At 57.8% G+C, this 17,056-nt stretch carries 12 protein-coding genes; all 12 read left to right on the top strand.

What is annotated here, in order from left to right; all coding sequences use genetic code 11:
- Nucleotide 1: 1 nt before the first annotated feature.
- The 12 genes from AC5S16_RS17735 (at nucleotide 2) to AC5S16_RS17790 (ending at nucleotide 17,041) form a co-directional block, all read left to right on the top strand.
- Nucleotides 2–751 carry a c-type cytochrome gene (locus AC5S16_RS17735; protein WP_493931438.1) on the top strand — a complete coding sequence of 250 codons (750 nt, stop codon included), beginning with the start codon at nucleotides 2–4 and terminating at the stop codon, nucleotides 749–751.
- Between the two features lie 13 nt (nucleotides 752–764).
- Nucleotides 765–2,051, top strand: a complete 1,287-nt coding sequence (locus tag AC5S16_RS17740; protein WP_493931439.1) for a hypothetical protein — start codon at nucleotides 765–767, stop codon at nucleotides 2,049–2,051.
- Complete coding sequence (locus AC5S16_RS17745) at nucleotides 2,038–2,667, top strand: hypothetical protein (RefSeq protein WP_493931440.1); 630 nt, start codon at nucleotides 2,038–2,040, stop codon at nucleotides 2,665–2,667. Before AC5S16_RS17740 ends, AC5S16_RS17745 begins: the two co-directional genes overlap by 14 nt.
- Nucleotides 2,668–2,771: 104 nt before the next feature.
- Nucleotides 2,772–3,629 carry an SCO family protein gene (locus tag AC5S16_RS17750; RefSeq protein ID WP_493931441.1) on the top strand — a complete coding sequence of 286 codons (858 nt, stop codon included), beginning with the start codon at nucleotides 2,772–2,774 and terminating at the stop codon, nucleotides 3,627–3,629.
- Nucleotides 3,630–3,636: 7 nt separating this feature from the next.
- Complete coding sequence (gene coxB, locus AC5S16_RS17755) at nucleotides 3,637–4,686, top strand: cytochrome c oxidase subunit II (RefSeq protein WP_493931442.1); 1,050 nt, start codon at nucleotides 3,637–3,639, stop codon at nucleotides 4,684–4,686.
- Entirely contained in the window at nucleotides 4,683–6,350 is a 1,668-nt protein-coding gene (locus AC5S16_RS17760) for a cytochrome c oxidase subunit I (RefSeq protein WP_493931443.1), read from the top strand. The genes coxB and AC5S16_RS17760 overlap by 4 nt, the downstream gene beginning before the upstream one ends.
- Complete coding sequence (locus AC5S16_RS17765; protein WP_493931444.1) at nucleotides 6,343–7,083, top strand: cytochrome c oxidase subunit 3 family protein; 741 nt, start codon at nucleotides 6,343–6,345, stop codon at nucleotides 7,081–7,083. Before AC5S16_RS17760 ends, AC5S16_RS17765 begins: the two co-directional genes overlap by 8 nt.
- A gap of 13 nt (nucleotides 7,084–7,096) precedes the next feature.
- A complete protein-coding gene (locus AC5S16_RS17770) occupies nucleotides 7,097–7,435 on the top strand; it encodes a cytochrome C oxidase subunit IV family protein (RefSeq protein WP_493931445.1) in 339 nt (112 codons plus the stop codon).
- A gap of 612 nt (nucleotides 7,436–8,047) precedes the next feature.
- The gene (locus tag AC5S16_RS17775) at nucleotides 8,048–12,514 is read left to right on the top strand and encodes a choice-of-anchor D domain-containing protein (protein ID WP_493931446.1); all 4,467 of its coding nucleotides are present in this window, start codon (nucleotides 8,048–8,050) and stop codon (nucleotides 12,512–12,514) included.
- A 50-nt stretch (nucleotides 12,515–12,564) separates the two neighbouring features.
- Nucleotides 12,565–12,927: a cupredoxin domain-containing protein gene (locus AC5S16_RS17780; protein ID WP_493931447.1), complete on the top strand. Its 363-nt coding sequence runs from the start codon at nucleotides 12,565–12,567 to the stop codon at nucleotides 12,925–12,927.
- 152 nt (nucleotides 12,928–13,079) lie between these two features.
- The gene (locus tag AC5S16_RS17785; protein WP_493931448.1) at nucleotides 13,080–15,878 is read left to right on the top strand and encodes a polysaccharide biosynthesis/export family protein; all 2,799 of its coding nucleotides are present in this window, start codon (nucleotides 13,080–13,082) and stop codon (nucleotides 15,876–15,878) included.
- A gap of 380 nt (nucleotides 15,879–16,258) precedes the next feature.
- Nucleotides 16,259–17,041 carry a sugar transferase gene (locus AC5S16_RS17790; RefSeq protein ID WP_493931449.1) on the top strand — a complete coding sequence of 261 codons (783 nt, stop codon included), beginning with the start codon at nucleotides 16,259–16,261 and terminating at the stop codon, nucleotides 17,039–17,041.
- Nucleotides 17,042–17,056: the final 15 nt, after the last annotated feature.

A 17,056-nucleotide genomic window follows, 5' to 3' on the forward strand; every position in this document is an offset into this window, starting at 1 on the left:
GATGAACCGAATCCGCATGTTGTCCGTGGGCGCGCTTGCAGCTCTGGTATTCGTTGCCGGCTGCCGCCAGGACATGCACAACCAGCCGAAAGAGATTCCGCAGCGCGGCAGCGAGTTCTTTGCCGACGGACGCTCAGTACGCCCGCAGGTGGAACACACGGTGGCCCGCGGCCAGCTGCACGAAGACGACTATTTTTATACCGGACTGGTGAGCGGCAAGGAGCAGGACGCGCTGCCGTTTCCTGCGACTTTGGCGGTGCTTCAACGCGGACAGGAGCGGTACAACGTCTACTGCACACCCTGCCATTCGCGCATCGGCAACGGCGAGGGCATGATCGTCGAGCGTGGCTACAAGCCCGCGGGCAATTATCACGACGCCAAGCGCCTGGCGCAGCCTTTGAGCCACTACTTCTATGTGATGACGAATGGCTTCGGCGCCATGCCTGATTATTCAGCGCAGCTTTCTCCGGCCGATCGCTGGGCTGTGGCTGCTTATATTCGCGCGCTGCAACTGAGCCAGAATGCCAAGGAGTCGGATGTTCCATCGGGCACGCAGGTGCATAACCTGAGCGATGTCGCCGAACAGCAGGGACTGCCGGCGAGCTTTGCCGGGCCGTGGCCGGTGGCTCAATCCACTTATGTAGAGGCCAAGCCTGTGAACCAGGGAACGGCGGCAGGAGCTCCGGTGCAGAACCCGAATACTCCGGCTTCGAAGAACCGCCCCGCTGTGAATGCAGGCGAGAAACAGTAAGGGACCAGAAGACATGGCACACGCACAACACGCGAAAACATTGCCCCATGACCTGGGAGCCCCGGATTTTGTAAATGGATGGCGCAGCAAGGCGCTCGCCATTGGCGCAGTCTTCCTCGTCAGCGGCATCATCCTCGGCTTCGCAGCCGGCGATGGCTGGAGTCACTTCCTGCGCGCCTGGCTGGTCGGATTGATGATTTCCTTCGGCTTCTGCTGCGGCGGAATGGCATTGCTGATGGTGCAGTATCTTTCCGGTGGCAAATGGGGCCTGCTGGTGCGCCGTCCGCTCGAAGCGATGACACGCACGCTGCCGCTCGTCTTCCTCTACTTCCTGCCGGTCGCGATTTTCGGAGTCAATCTCAAGAAGCTTTACCTGTGGGCGCAATATCCCAACTTTGAAGAAGCTCTTCAGAGCCACCTGATTACTGCCGAGCAGGCGCATGCGATCCACTTCAAGCATGGGATGCTGAACCCAACGACGTTCTGGATCACCTCGCTGGTCTGTTTTGCCAGCTGGGCGCTGTACACATGGCTGTTGAACGGCTGGTCGCTCAAGCGCGACGCCGACCCGGATCCAAACGTTCCGTACTGGCAGAAGAAGTTTGAGAACCTCAGCGGATTCGGCGTAGTGCTTTATTCGCTCACGCTGACGGCAGTGGCGATTCTCTGGGTCATGTCGCTTGACCCGACGTGGTATTCGACGGTCTACGGCCTGCAATTCCTCGTCGGGCAGGGCTATGCTGTGCTGGCGCTGGTGATCCTGACGCTGATCGGGTTGTCGAAGGCCGAACCCATGAAGACGGTCTTCCGTATCACCGAGCAGCATGATCTCGGCAAGCTCTGCTTCGCCTTCACCATGCTCAACATGTACCTGGCCTTCGCCGCGTTCCTGATTATCTGGTCGGGCAACTCGCCGGAAGAGATTCCCTGGTACCTCGACCGCATTCGCGGCGGATGGGGCGTCATCGCTACGCTGGACTTCGTCTTCCACTGGCTGATTCCGTTCTCGCTCCTGCTCTCTCGCGATCTGAAGCGTATCAAGAGCCGTCTCGTCGTAGTCTGCTGCATCATGATCTTTGCCCGCTGCTGGGATATGTTCTGGCTCGTTGAGCCGAACTTCAAGGATGCGGCGCGCAACCTGCACTTCAGCATCGGCATTCTGGAATATGCTGTGGTGCCGGTGGCGCTGATCTCCTTCTGGATGGCGTACTACTTCTCGCAACTGAAGACACGGCCTCTTGTGGCCACCAACGATCCGCATGTGGCGGAGATTCTGGAGCCAGAACATGCACACGCCTAACGAGCACGAGTCACACGACAAAGCCGGTTCTGTCCGGGAGGGCTACGAGCTTACTGACGTAAGCGTGCAGGGAGTCCTGGTCTTCCTGCTGGCGCTCGCCATTTCGCTCGGCGTCTTCTTCGTCTTCTGCTTCGGAATGGGCAAGGTCATCAACAACGCTCTCGAAAAGCGTGATGGCCCGCTGAACAAGTGGAACCAGAATGCAGAGGCCAGGACGTACCGCATGCAGTCCAATCCGGCAATGCAACAGCAGGAGCTGAAGCAGTTGACGCAGACCTTTCCGACGCCGCGTCTGCAGGGCGACGACGGCAACCAGGACACTGCCGATCTGCATGCGCGCGAAGACCTGCTGCTTGAGAACTACAGCTGGGTCGATCGCTCGAAGGGCACGGTGCGCATTCCGATTGAGCGCGCCATGGAGCTGATTGCGCAGCGCGGCCTGCCGGTTCATCAGGAAACGAAGCAGGCTGAATCGCTGATGGCTGGCGACAACCCGACATCCGTGCAAGTTCCGCTGACAGATGGATTTGCGCGTACAGGCTACGAGCAGGAGCTGCGCGAAGGCGCGGCCAGGACGCCGGGCGAGCAGGCCTCGACCAAGGCAAACAATCAATAGCCCGTGTCTCCAGCGACGGAAATGCGGTAAAAGCAGGATTAGCATAGAAGGTAGAGGAAATGCAGGCAGGGGCGACAATCCGGAAAAGCAGGGCAGCCATAGGTATGGCTGTGCTTCTGCTGTCGCTCGCCGTCCATGCGCAGGTCTCCGATTATGGACAGAAGCAGATGGGCGATCCTAGCGATCATCTGCCCTCTGTGCTGAACAAGGTCACCATTCTTCAGAAGCTGAATACGCAGCTTCCACTGAACAGCGAATTCCGCGACGAGACCGGCAAGGCCGTTCATCTCGGCGATTACTTCAGCAAGCGGCCTGTCATTCTGTCGCTCGTGTATTACAACTGCCCGATGCTCTGCTCTGAAGAGCTGGATGGCCTCACCAGCGCACTTGAGATGGTGAAGTTCACTCCAGGCAAGGACTTCGACGTGGTCGTCATCAGCATCGACCCGAGCGAGACGCCGGAGCTGGCGGCGAAGAAGAAGGCTTTCTACGTCAAGCGGTATGGGCGTCCGGAGACGGCGAACGGCTGGCACTTCCTCACCGGGCAGCAGCCGGCGATTAACGCACTGGCCGGCGCTACGGGGTTTGGTTATGTGCGTGTGCCCGGGCCGGATGGCAAGATGACGCAGTTTGCCCATGCGAGCGCGATTGAGCTGGTTACGCCCGATGGAAGGCTCTCGCAGTATTACCTGGGCGTGGAGTATTCGTCGAAGGACCTGCGGCTCGGCCTGGTTGAAGCCTCCGAGCACAGGATCGGTTCGCCCGTCGATGAGATTCTGACCTACTGCTACCACTATGACCCGACGCTGAACAGGCACAGCCTGATCATTGCGCGCGTGGTGCAGCTGGCTTGCCTGGTCACCTTGTTGTGCCTGGGCGCTTACATGTTGGTGATGTTCCGGCGCGATGTGAAGGAAGCGCACACGAAACCGGTAGCAAACTGGAAAAAGGTAATCGGATAAGGGAACGATGCATTTCATCAGTCCAGTACTTTGGCAGTTTCTCGTAAATTGGCTCACGCACGCGGCGCTGTTTCCGCCGGAAGCGTCGGGAATCGCTCCGTATGCGGACGCGCTTTATTTTTTCCTGGTGCTGATCTCTCTGGTGGGCCTCGTGGTGGTGCTGATCCTGGTGGTGACGTTCTCCATCAGGTACCGCAAGGAGCGCAACCCCGAGGCGACGCAGATTGAAGGCTCCACGCTGCTTGAAGCTACCTGGACCATCATTCCGCTGGCCCTCTTCATGGTCACCTTTGTCTGGGGTGCGCTGCTGTACTTCCGCATCTACAACCCGCCGACCAACGCGATGAACATCTACATCGTCGGCAAGCAGTGGATGTGGAAGGCCGAGCATCCGGGCGGTCAGCACGAGATCAATGCGCTCCATGTTCCCATCAACCGGCCGGTGCAGCTCACCATGATCTCGCAGGATGTCTTCCACAGCTTCTCGATTCCTGCCTTCCGCGTGAAGCGCGAGGTGATTCCGGGCCGCTACTCGACGGTGTGGTTCGAGGCGACGCAGCCGGGAACGTATCACCTTTTCTGCACGCAATACTGTGGCACGCTGCACTCGCAGATGATCGGCCAGATCGTCGCCATGAAGCCGGAAGACTACCAGGCATGGACAGCAGGCTCGACCAGCGGCGCATCGCTGGCGCAGAACGGCGAGCGGCTTTTCGCCAGTCTCGGCTGCAACTCCTGCCACTCAGGTAATCCGGACGCGCACGGGCCGAACCTGGCTCAGGTTTACGGCGGCAAGGTGCAGATGGCCAACGGATCTACCGTGACGGTGGATGACGCTTTCCTGCGCGATTCGATCCTGAACCCGACCATGCACCAGGTCGCAGGATACGCTCCTATTATGCCCACGTATCAGGGGCAGATCAGTGAAGAAGGTTTGATCGATCTCGTCGAATACATCAAGAACCTCAACACGAATTACCGTGTTCAGCAGACACTGAACACAAGCCAAGTCCAGTCCGCTGCGCCTGCGGCTGGGCAGGGGATGGTGAAGCAATGAGCACCGCAACAATCGTCAATCTGCCACCGCAGGAGACGGCGAGTCTCCCCAAGGTGTCGTATCTGAACAAAGAGTATGGGCTGAAGAGCTGGCTGCTCACGGGCGACCACAAGCGGATCGCGATCCTCTATCTGATCTCGATCACGTTCTTCTTCTTCATCGGCGGCGCCATGGCGGGACTCATCCGCTTCGAGCTGCTTACGCCGCAGTCGGACCTGATGGCGACGGACACCTATAACAAGGTGTTCACCATGCACGGCGTCATCATGATCTTCCTGTTCCTGGTGCCGTCGGTTCCGGCGACCATCGGGAATTTCCTGATCCCGATCATGGTGGGAGCCAAAGACCTGGCCTTCCCGAAGATCAACCTGCTGAGCTGGTATCTCTACATGGCGGCCGGCATTTTCACGTTGTCGGCACTGATTCTCGGCGGCGTGGATACGGGCTGGACCTTCACCACTCCGCTCAGCACGCATTACCTGAATACGCACGTTGTCACCGCGGGCCTCGGCATCTTTATTGCCGGATTCAGTTCGATCTTCACCGGACTGAACTTCATTGTGACGATACACCGCATGCGCGCGCCGGGCATGACCTGGTTCCGTCTGCCGCTGTTTGTGTGGGCGCATTACGCGGCTTCGATCCTGATGGTGCTCGGCACTCCGGTGCTGGCGATTGCGCTGGTGCTTGTGGTGCTTGAGCGCACGATCGGCATCGGCGTCTTCGACCCGGCCAAGGGCGGCGATCCTCTGCTCTTCCAGCATTTGTTCTGGTTCTATTCACACCCGGCCGTGTACATCATGATTCTGCCCGGCATGGGCGTGATCTCCGAGGTCATCAGCACTTTCTCACGCAAGCGCGTCTTCGGATATACGGCAGTCGCCTTCTCGTCAGTTGCCATCGCCGTCTTCGGATTCTTCGTCTGGGCGCACCACATGTTCATCATGGGTGTCTCGAACTACTCGGCGCTGGTCTTCTCGCTGTTGACGATGCTGGTGGCAGTGCCTTCGGCCATCAAGACGTTCAACTGGTCGGCAACACTCTATAAGGGTTCGATCACCTTCGAGACGCCGATGCTCTATGCCTTCGGATTTCTCGGACTGTTCACCATCGGCGGACTCACGGGTGTCTTCCTCGGTTCGCTGGGCATGGACATCCATCTGACCGAGACCTACTTCATCGTGGCGCACTTCCACTTCGTCATGGTGGGCGGCATGCTGATGGCGTATCTCTCGGGCATCCATTTCTGGTGGCCCAAGATGACGGGCCGCATGTATCCGGAAGGTGTGTCCAAGCTGGCTGCGCTGACGACCTTCATCGGGTTCATCCTGACTTTCTTCCCGCAGTTCATCCTGGGCTATCTGGGAATGCCGCGCCGCTATGCCGCATATCCTCCTGAGTTCCAGGTGCTGAATGTGCTTTCGACTGCCGGCGCGACCGTGCTGGGCTTCGGCTATCTGCTGCCCATGCTCTACATGACGTGGTCGCTCAAGTATGGCAAGATTGCGGGCAGCAACCCCTGGCAGGCTACCGGGCTCGAATGGCAGATCCAGTCACCGCCATTGACGGAAAACTTTATCGAAACGCCCATCGTAGACCACGATGCGTACGACTACGAATGGCTGGCGCAAAAGACTGCACAAGAGGTGGAGACCGTTGGATAGTCAAGCGATCGCAACTCAGCCGCTCTCCGAGCACGAAGGGCACGCGCATGCGCATCCGCCGCATCTGCGCCACCACTTCGAAACGGTGGAGCAGCAGCGCGAGGCTTCGAGCTTCGGCATGTGGCTCTTCCTGCTGACCGAAATCATGTTCTTCGGCGGCATGTTCACTGCCTATCTCATCTACCGCAACTGGTATTACCCGGCATTTGTCGTCGGAAGCCATCAGCTTTCCATCTTCCTGGGCACGCTGAACACGGCGGTGCTGATCTGCTCGAGCTTCACCATGGCAATGGGTGTCTACTCGGCGGAAATGAAGCGGCGCAAAGCGCTGGTAGGCTGGCTGCTGGCCACGATTGTCCTGGGCGTTACCTTCCTGGGCGTCAAGGCGGTTGAGTACCACGAAAAGTGGGAGAAACACCACGTCCCGGGACTGAACTTCAGCACGCAGGATTTCACCCATCCCACGGATCCTGAAGAGAAGCCGCTCCCGGCAGATATGGCGGCCAAGACGCAGGTCTACTTCTCGCTCTACTTCGCCATGACAGGCATGCACGCGCTGCATATGATTGTCGGCATCTCTATCCTGCTGGTGCTGGTGGTGCGCGCATGGGCCGGGGCTTATACCCAGGGTCACATGACGACCATCGAGAACTTCGGCCTGTACTGGCACTTCGTCGATATTGTCTGGATTTTCCTGTTTCCGCTGCTGTACCTGATCAGCCGCCACCAGTGAGGAATTTAAGCCGATGTCTGAATTGACACATCAAGAACAACTCGATAACGAGCCAACGCAGCATGAGAGCCACATCGTCAGTCCGACGGTGTATCTGGCGATTTTCGGCGCGCTGCTGGTGGGCACGGCATTGACCGTGATCGCATCCTACCTGGAACTTGGCATCTTCAATCCTATCCTTGCCATTGCCATTGCCTGCGCGAAGGCGGTGCTGGTCATCCTCTTCTTCATGCACGTGAAATACAGCTCGCGCCTGACCAAGCTGACCGTAGCGGCTGGATTCTTCACCTTCCTGATCCTCATCACCATGTCGCTGACCGACTACATCAGCCGCGCATGGGGGCTCTGGTAAGAGCGAAACTCAAGATATCCGTAAAACGGCGGCCTTTGGGCCGCTGTTTCTCGCTGGAGCTGATTCACTTTTACGGTGTCCACCCCCTCCCCCCGGGGAGGCGCTAAGTCTTTGAAAACACATGGCCTCTGTTTTCAATGCGGCAAAATATTGAAAACAAGCAGGTTCCAGGTAAAGTCCTGATTCCGGGAGACAAAAAAACCGCCAATACAGGCGGGCTTTCTATTTCGGTCTTACTTTCAGGATATCAAAAAGAGAGGAAATCTCATGTCATTATCCGTTGCAACGATTATCATTTGGAGCCAATCATTTACGGCAAAATGTTACTTTTGGAATCATTGACAAGGCATCTACGCGGCAGAGAGAGGTTGTTGGGACACAGAGAGCACAGAGGTTCTCGCAGAGGAAATCTCCAGACATTTCAGATATATCCGGATCTCACCATCGCCTGATCCGCTTTCGACTCGCCAAACTGAAGTAACTTGGCGTCGCGATATGCTTCACGCATAATGAAGCCACTTTCCGCAACATAGCTAAGTCATTGGAACAGCTTCTGCGCTCCTCGCGGGCGCAGAAGCCTCTTTCCGGGCCTGTACGCGGATAGAGAAGCCCATGGCGAAGAATTGGTTGTGGAAGCTGGCCCTCCGGGCTTTTTTCAGCACGCTGGTGAGCCTGTCTCTGGCGGCCCAGATGGCTTCCACTCCATCCGCCGGACAAATTCAGCTTCAGCGCTCCCGCAATTTTCTCTCTCAGCGAAGGGCGGGCAGTTCAGCCCTGGCAGGCAGCGGTCAAAACCCGGCGGAACTGCTCCGCCGTGCACGCATAGAAGACCGGCAGGCTACGGCGGACAGTTCGTCGTCACTCACCTCACCCTGGACTTCCGTCGGTCCCTCGCCTCTCCAGACAAGCGCCTTCGGCCTGGTAAGTGGACGCGTGACCAGCATCGCTGTTGATTCCGCAGACTCGAGCGGCAACACGGTTTATGTAGGCACAACAGGCGGGGGTGTCTGGAAATCGACCAATGCCGCCGGGAATGCCGGCTCAGTCTCATTCGCTCCGCTGACGGATACGCTGCCGAACTCAAACGGCTGCGCTACGCCACCCGTCCCATCGCTCAGTATCGGAGCGGTTACAGTTCAGCCCGGGGGCACAGGCGTGATCCTTGCGGGCACGGGCGACCCCAACGATTCACTCGATTCCTACTACGGAATGGGGCTCCTGCGTTCGGACGATGGGGGCAGGACCTGGTGCATGATTTCAGAGGCGGTAGACAACCTGATCAGGAAATACACCTTTGTGGGAGAAGGCTTTTCCGGTTTTGCCTGGAGCGGCGCAACTCCCGGGCTGGTGGTGGCTGCGGTTTCGAGTTCCACCGAAGGCCTGGCTGTCGATGCAGGCACGGACAACAGCTTTGCCGGGCTTTACTACTCTACAGATACGGGGAAGACCTGGTACCTGGCGACGATCACCGATGGACCCGGGGCGACGGTACAGGCCTCTAATTTTTCCGGCTCCGGGAACCCCGGCAGCGCGGCAACCTCGGTGACCTGGAACCCGGTGCGCCAGCGTTTTTATGCTGCCGTACGCTATCACGGATATTACGAATCATCAGACGGCATGACCTTTACTCGCCTCCAGAACCAGCCGGGGGTAAATCTGTCCACTTTGCTGTGTCCGGCCAATGCAGGAGTCGGGTCGCCGAACTGCCCCATTTTTCGCGGAACCATCGTCACCCAGCCTGTGACCGGCGATATGTTCGCCATTACAGTCGATCACAGCAAGATTGACCAGGGACTCTGGCAGGATGTCTGCAACGGGAGTTGTGGCGGATCGGCGGTCACTTTTTCGCAACAGATCAATGATGCGGCCATTGAGAGCAGCGGCAGCATCCCGGAGGGCGACTATGATCTCTCGTTGGCTGCCGTGCCCGCCCAGCAGGACACCCTGCTCTTTGTCGGAACACAGGATCTCTACAGATGCAGTCTTCTGAACGGATGCGTCTGGCGCAACACGACGAATACCGATGGCTGTGCCGCAGCTAAAGTCGCGCCGTCACTGCATGCCATCGATGCGACCTTCGGCGTTACCAGGAAGCTGATGTATTTTGGCACGGATGGCGGTCTGTGGCGCACCACCGATACAGTCAACCAGCAGCAGCCGCGGTGTTCTGCGGATGATGCGGCGCACTTCGACAACCTGAACGGCGGGCTGGGCTCGATTGCCGAGGTGGGAGCGTTCTCCGTGCATCCGCAGGATGCGAGCGTACTCATGGCGGCGATGGGGCCCTTCGGGACCGCTGCGTCCTCCCATGGTGGAGGCGCGTGGGAACAGGTTCTCGACGGCGAAGGCGACTACAACGCCATTGATCCCACAGACCCGCAAAACTGGTATGCGACCTCGGCTGCTCCTGTCGCGATCAATCGCTGTACGGCAGGGGAGTCCTGCAACAAAACAGATTTCGGATCGCCGGTGATCGGCAACGCTCAGGTCGGGAACGACGGTTACGGCCTGACTGGAACGGCGCCATGGATTCTCGATCCGCAGAATACGGCGAACATCATCGTCGGAACCTGCCGCGTGTGGCGCGGTCCGGCGAACGGGCAGGGCTGGCTGGCGGCCGATGCCATCAGCGTTCCTCTGGACAAAGACCAGCAGAACGGCGTTTGCAATGGCAATGCGCAGATTCGCTCGCTGGCGGCCTCCGGAGGATCGGGCACAAAAGAAGTCGTCTATGCCGGCATGGCGGGGGGAGTGGACGGCGGGGCAACGATAGCCGGCCACGTGTATTCCGCGACAGTGGACAGCGCATCGCAGGCACAGCCGGCGTGGAGTGACTGGACATTGTCGCCCCTGATCAACATTGCGGGATCCGGCTTCAACCCCGGCGGCTTTGATGTATCCAGCATTTATGTCGATCCGCACGATCCAACAGGAAACACCGTCTATGTCACTCTGCAGGGGTTTGCAACGGCAGGTTTCAATGTTGCGCAGGTGTTTCGATCCCAGGATGGCGGTGCTCACTGGATCGCCCTGGCCGGCGCCCTGCCGAATGCTCCAGCAAACAGTGTCCTGGTCGATCCCAACGATGCGGAGACGGTCTACGTGGCCACCGATACAGGCGTTTATGCCACGCAGAATGTCGACCTCTGCACGAATACGAACAATCCATGCTGGAGCCGCCTTGGTACGGGATTGCCGTATGCGCCGGTGATGCAGTTGAAATATGTCAACTTCGGGAGCACAGGCCTTCTGCTGGCGTCGACTTATGGCCGGGGCATCTGGCAGATACCGCTCCTCACTGCGGGCACGCAGATGACCTCGGCTACGCTCACTCCGTCATCGCTCAGCTTTGCTCCGCAGCAGCAGAACACAACCAGCGGCGCACAGACAATGACGGTTACAAATAACGGAGGTTTCACGCTGACGGTCTCGCACATTGCCGTGAGCGAAAACTTTACCGAGAGCGACAACTGCACGCAGCCGCTGGCGCCCGCTGCGACATGCGCTATTCAGGTGAGCTTCGCTCCGCAGCAGACAGGAGCTATCCAGGGGACGCTGACAGTCTATGGCAACCTGTTGTCAGGAGGGCAGGTGACGGCAGCGCTCTCCGGGACTGGATTGAAGGCCGGCAATATTGTGCTTCTGCCCGGGAGCCTTGCATTCGGAAATGCCCTGGTGGGAACCACGACCAAGGCCCAGAACATCACCATTTCGAATACAGGCGAAGTCGGCGTCGGTCTGCAGTCGCCCACGATCACCGGAGATTTCCAGATCAGCGCCAACACCTGCCCGTCATCGCTGGCGCCCAACTTCGGCTGTACCGTGGCTGTTGTCTTCGCCCCTAAAGCCTCGGGAACGCGCACCGGGGTCTTTTCGATCAAAGACGATGAGGGCACGCAGACGGTGCAGCTTGCCGGCAGCGGGCAGCTGCCCGCCACGGCAAATCTGTCGCCCATGAGCCTGACCTTCCCAGCGATCATGGTCGGGGAAAAGAGCAGTGGGCAGGTGGTGACGCTTACGAATAACGGCGATGTCGCCCTCAGCCAGATTGCTGTTTCCATTTCAGGCGACTTTACTGCCGAGAATGACTGCACTGCTCTTCTTGTCGGGCATACGTCGTGCGCCATCCTGGTGACTTTTGTGCCGGAACATATCGGGCAGCAGACCGGAGCACTCACGGTGAGCACGGCACTTGGAGTGCAGAACGTCACTCTTTCCGGTTCCGGCCTTGCGCCTCCCGGGGTATCGGTACTGCCGGCGTCGGTGGACTTCGGCCCGCAGGGCGTCAGCATAGCCAGCAGCCAGCAAAGCATTGCCATCACCAATAACGGGGGCTTCGCATTAACCGGGCTGAGTGCTTCATTGACCGGAGCCGCTGATTTTTCCATTGCCGCGAACAGCTGCCCGGCAAGCGGCATCCTGCCTCCGGGAACATCATGCAACTTAGGCCTGACCTTTACGCCGTCTCAAGCGGGACTGCGCAGCGGCACGCTGAATGTCAAAGCTTCCAATTTATTCGCGCCGTTTACGGTTCCCCTTGCTGGAACGGGAGAAGACTTTCAGCTGCTTGTGCAAGGATCGACGTCGGCAGTGATCGTCACCGGCCAGACGGCTACCTACCACGTGCAGGTGATTTCCCTGAACGGATCGACGGGCACGCTGACGATGGGTTGCTCCGGCGCTCCGCAGAATGCGAGTTGCGCCATTAGTCCCTCGCCCTTGTCTTTTGGAAGCGGCGGAGGAAGCGCGACGATCACAGTGACAACGGGTGTTAGCAGCACAAGCTCCCTTATCACTCCATTCAAAGTGAGCCTTGCTTTTGCCGCTCTGCTACCCTGCGTCTTCTGGGGATTGAGAAAACGCAGCAACCTGCTGCGCGGCATGATGCTGTGCCTGGTCTCGCTGGCTCTGCTTACTTCCGTGGCCTGTGGCACGCATGCTTCCGGAGGATCGAGCTCTTCGGGAGGCGGAGACGGGCCGTCGGGACCGACTACGCCATCCGGCGTATACACCGTAAACATTACGGCAGCTATGGGAGGGCTCGAGAAAAACGTCTCCGTTACCCTGACCGTCCAATAACAGTCTGTACAATAGGATTGAAAATCAAGGTTCTTTAAGGCTTCCTGTCTGTGAATCATTTCCGCCGCGCAATCTTTGCCATCCTGATCGCAGGACTTCTATTTGCTGTCCATTCCGGTTACGCCGAGGCTACGCGTACCGTCACCATCCATGCCAAACGCTATAAGTTTTTACCCGAGGAGATTACGCTGACAAAGGGTGAGGCAGTGAAGCTCGTCCTCGTCTCAGACGATGTAGATCACGGGCTGGCGGTGAAGGCACTGGGCATTCGCGAAGACATGCCGAAGCACAAACAGGTGGAAGTTACGGTTACGCCGCAGCAGACAGGCGATTTTCCCGGAACCTGCTCGCGCTTTTGTGGAGCAGGTCATGGTTCGATGAAGTTTCTTGTGCACGTGGTTGAAAAACAGTAACCGCTTTGGTCAACCCTGCATGACGTCAATGTGTTTTCATTCGCGCTGCTAAGGTTCTACACTGCAAGCAGTGCTCTGATGTCATTCGTTTTCTTTTAAGGAGTAGATACGCAGGCCAGCAACGGAAGTGACCGGATGCGGCTGCTTTTGATATGCGTAAGCGACTGGTTCTTCCCTTGGTTGTGTCTCTGCTGGCAGCCATGCCATGTGCGTATTCCCAGAGCACAAACGATCCTTATTCCCAGAGCACAGGCGGGGCATATTCCCAGTCCATGGGGCAGCAGGGGCAACAAACCCTGGACTGCTCCGATCCGGCGAATGCCTCAACCCCTATTTGCGGCGGCTATCAGAGCAACTATGGTTATGGATTGGGCGGCACTGGTTTGGGTGGTTATGGTGCGGGAGAGCGAAATGTTCCTACAGGATCGCCGCTGAACTCGCGGTCCTATACGGACCTGGGAATCAATGCAAACCAGAGGACGACGAACCTTCAGCAGCAGAGCATTCCTCTGCCGCCGGAGCCGCTCACCGAATTCCAGAAATTTGTGGCTGGAACAACAGGCGAGGTGCTCCCGATCTTTGGCGCGGACCTGTTCCGCAATGTGCCCTCGACCTTTGCGCCGCTCGACGAGATACCGGTTACAGCTGATTACGTGATTGGTCCTGGAGATGCGCTGCGTATCCGCGTCTGGGGCCAGATCAGCTTCAATGCCGACGTGCGCGTCGACCGCACCGGAGCAGTCTATCTGCCCCAGGTAGGAAACATCCATGTTGCCGGCCTTCCTTTTTCTGCGCTTGACCAGCATATGCGCTCTGCAATCGGGCGCGTCTATCGTAATTTCGACCTTACGGTCGATATAGGCCAGGTCCGCTCCATCCAGATTTTTGTGGTCGGGCAGGCGCGGCGTCCTGGTTCGTACACAGTCAGCGCACTGAGCACACTGGTGAACGCGCTCTTTGCCTCCGGCGGCCCATCGAGCGAGGGTTCTCTGCGCCACATCCAGCTCAAGCGCCAGGGCAATACGATTACTGACTTCGATCTTTACGATCTGCTCATCCATGGCGACAAGTCGAAGGACGTCCAGCTGCTGCCCGGGGACGTGATCTTTATCCCCCCGACAGGGCCACAGGTCGCGCTCACCGGCAGTGTCCATCACTCCGCCATTTTCGAGCTGCTCAATGAACAGACGTCTATCAGCCAGCTGCTTTCGTATGCGGGCGGAGAATCGACCATTGCAGCGGATGCGCGCATCTCCATTGACCGCGCCGACGGCCGTCACGCGCGCGAAGCCATGGAAGTGGCCTTTAACGCTACAGGGTTAGGGACGCCCCTGCGTGATGGCGATGTTCTACGCATATTTTCCACTCCCGCAAGATATGAAAAGACAGTGACGCTGCGCGGAAACACTGCCAATCCCGGACGCTTTGCCTGGCATCCGGGAATGAAGCTGAGCGACCTGATTCCCGAACGAGAATCCCTCATCACCCGCGACTACTACTGGCGGCGTGCACAGCTCGGCCTTCCTACGCCGGAATTTCAGCCCTACGTTGCAGGACCGGTGCAGTATCAGCCGTCAAATCCTGTCGATCTGCAGTCGCGGCAGTCCTATCAGCAATGGCAGATGCAGAACAACTATCAGCGCCTGCCCAATGGCCAGTATGGCGTCGTCGGCCAGACCCCGGGCCAGCAGGGGCAGCCGAACCAGCCCGGTCAAAACAACCGGGTTGTGAATGAATACCCATACTCGCAGGGAAATGTCTATCTGCAGGGAGATCAGCAGTATTCGGCAATTCTGCCCGGGGCTCAGACATCCCCGCAGAGCAATGCGACAGGCACAAATACGAATCAGCAGTATCCTCAGCAGCAGAATCCCAATGGGCAGCCGATGAATCCGGCGCAGTTGACCGGCAGCGGAAGCCTTGCCGGCCGCCAGAACCAGGTGGTTACGCAGAACACTGCCGCGGCAACGCGAAGGAATGACGTCAAGCTCTCGGCGCCGGAGATCAACTGGGATTATGCGGTGATTGAACGCATGGACCCGGCCACGCTGAAAACAACCCTGGTTCCGTTTAACCTTGGAAAGCTGGTGCTGGAACACGATCCTTCGCAGGATCTCGAATTACAGCCTGGCGATGTAGTAACTGTCTTCTCGCAGGCCGATATTCGCGTACCTCTCGTTCGGCAGACAAAATTTGTACGGCTCGAGGGCGAATTTGCCGGTTCCGGAATTTACAGCGTGCAGCCCGGCGAAACGCTGCGCCAGCTTGTTGAGAGGGCTGGAGGATTGACGCCGGGGGCCTATCTCTACGGTTCAGAATTTACCCGCGAATCGACGCGCGTGCTGCAGCAGCAGCGGCTGGATGAATACGTCCAGAAGCTGGAACTGGAAATGCAACGAGGATTGCTCGCCGGTACTGCGTCAGCAGCTTCGGCGCAGGACGTCGCCAGCGCCGCAGCTGCTCAGACAAGTGCCCGCGATCTGCTGGACCGCTTGCATCAGCTGCGCGCTACTGGCCGGATTGTCCTGCAGATTAAGCCGGATGCTGCCGGAGTAGACGGTTTGCCTGATCTGCCGCTCGAAGATGGCGATGTGTTTGTTGTACCGCCAAGACCGGCCACAGTGAATGTCGTTGGATCGGTCTACGACCAGAACTCCTTCATGTTTAAGCCCGACCGTCGTGTCGGCGATTATCTGAAGATGGCGGGTGGTCCAAACCGCGATGCCGACAAGAAATATATCTTTGTTGTTCGCGCTGACGGTTCGGTTATTAGCCGGACGACGAACAGCAGCTTATGGGGAAATTCCTTTGAAGCCATGCGGATCAATCCTGGAGATTCAATTGTTGTGCCGGAGAAGACTTTCCGTCCGACGATTCTGCGTGGGTTCCTCGACTGGTCACAGCTTTTCTCCCAGCTTGCTCTGGGTGCGGCTGTAGTCAATGCACTCTAACGAACGAATGCAAAAGCGGGAATATGAATGCAGTGTAAATTTTTGCGCTTCTTCGAATATCGAGGCAACCACTGCAGCACTCTGTGCACAAGTAGGAAATTTTTTGGTGACTTTAGGGCTGTAAAGGGTGCAAAATAATGCTCTTTACAGGTTCTGGCAACCAGTTCTGCGTCTAAGGAATCACGATCAGATAGGCTGTCATGGTTACGGGGAAGGCATCCGGATCAACTCACTCCGGTTACTTACGGTCCGGCGGCTCGCGAAGTCTAAATAGAATAAAATTTCTGAAATCTTTTTTATTTTTACTCACTTTCTTTTGAAAGACTTGAATCAATTTAAAACTTGAATACACTGGAGTTTGCCGTACCAGGGACGAGCCCATGAATTCATCTCCCGTTGTTTTGCAGTCAAATTCTGCAAGCAGCCTGGAAGGCCGCATCGAACTGCTGGAAGATGTGATACGAGTGCACCCGATCTCGAACGTGGTGCACAGCAGAGCCTTTCTTCATCAGCCGCTGGACGAAGGTGCTTGGAGCCTTTCGGACGGAAAGAGGCTGTTTGATTTTATTGCTGCCGTGGTTGGACTTCTACTCTTCTTCCCGCTCATGATCCTGATCGGGATCGCGATCGGCATTGATTCGCCTGGGCCTATTCTTTTCAGGCAGAAGCGCATGGGCCGTTGGGGCACGCTTTTCACGATCTACAAGTTCCGCACCATGGTTGCCGATGCGGAGAATGGTCCCTGCATTACAGTGCAGGGCGACACCAGAGTGACGCGTGTCGGCGGGCTGCTGCGCAAATTCAAGCTCGATGAACTACCGCAGTTCATCAATGTCATCAAGGGCGATATGAGCTTTATCGGCCCAAGGCCCAAGCTGCCGCACCATGAAAGCCTGCATATGCCCTTCCGTCCGGGGATTACCGGCGCAGCCACGCTGGCTTTCCGGTGTGAGGAAGAGCTGTTGCGGCATATCCCGGAACAAAGCCTCGAAATTTTTTACGCCCGGACGATCAAGCCCCTCAAGGCAAAGCTCGACTGGGAATATATGCAGCGGGCTACATGCTTGAGCGACTTCGGCCTCATCTGGTGCACGGTGACCGCATGTCTTTCAAAGCAATCCGTTCCACCGCCGATTATTGAGTTCCCCAGCCGCGCCGTCTAGCCCCATCAGGCTGCA

Source organism: Acidobacterium sp. FHG110202_01 (assembly GCF_059115305.1).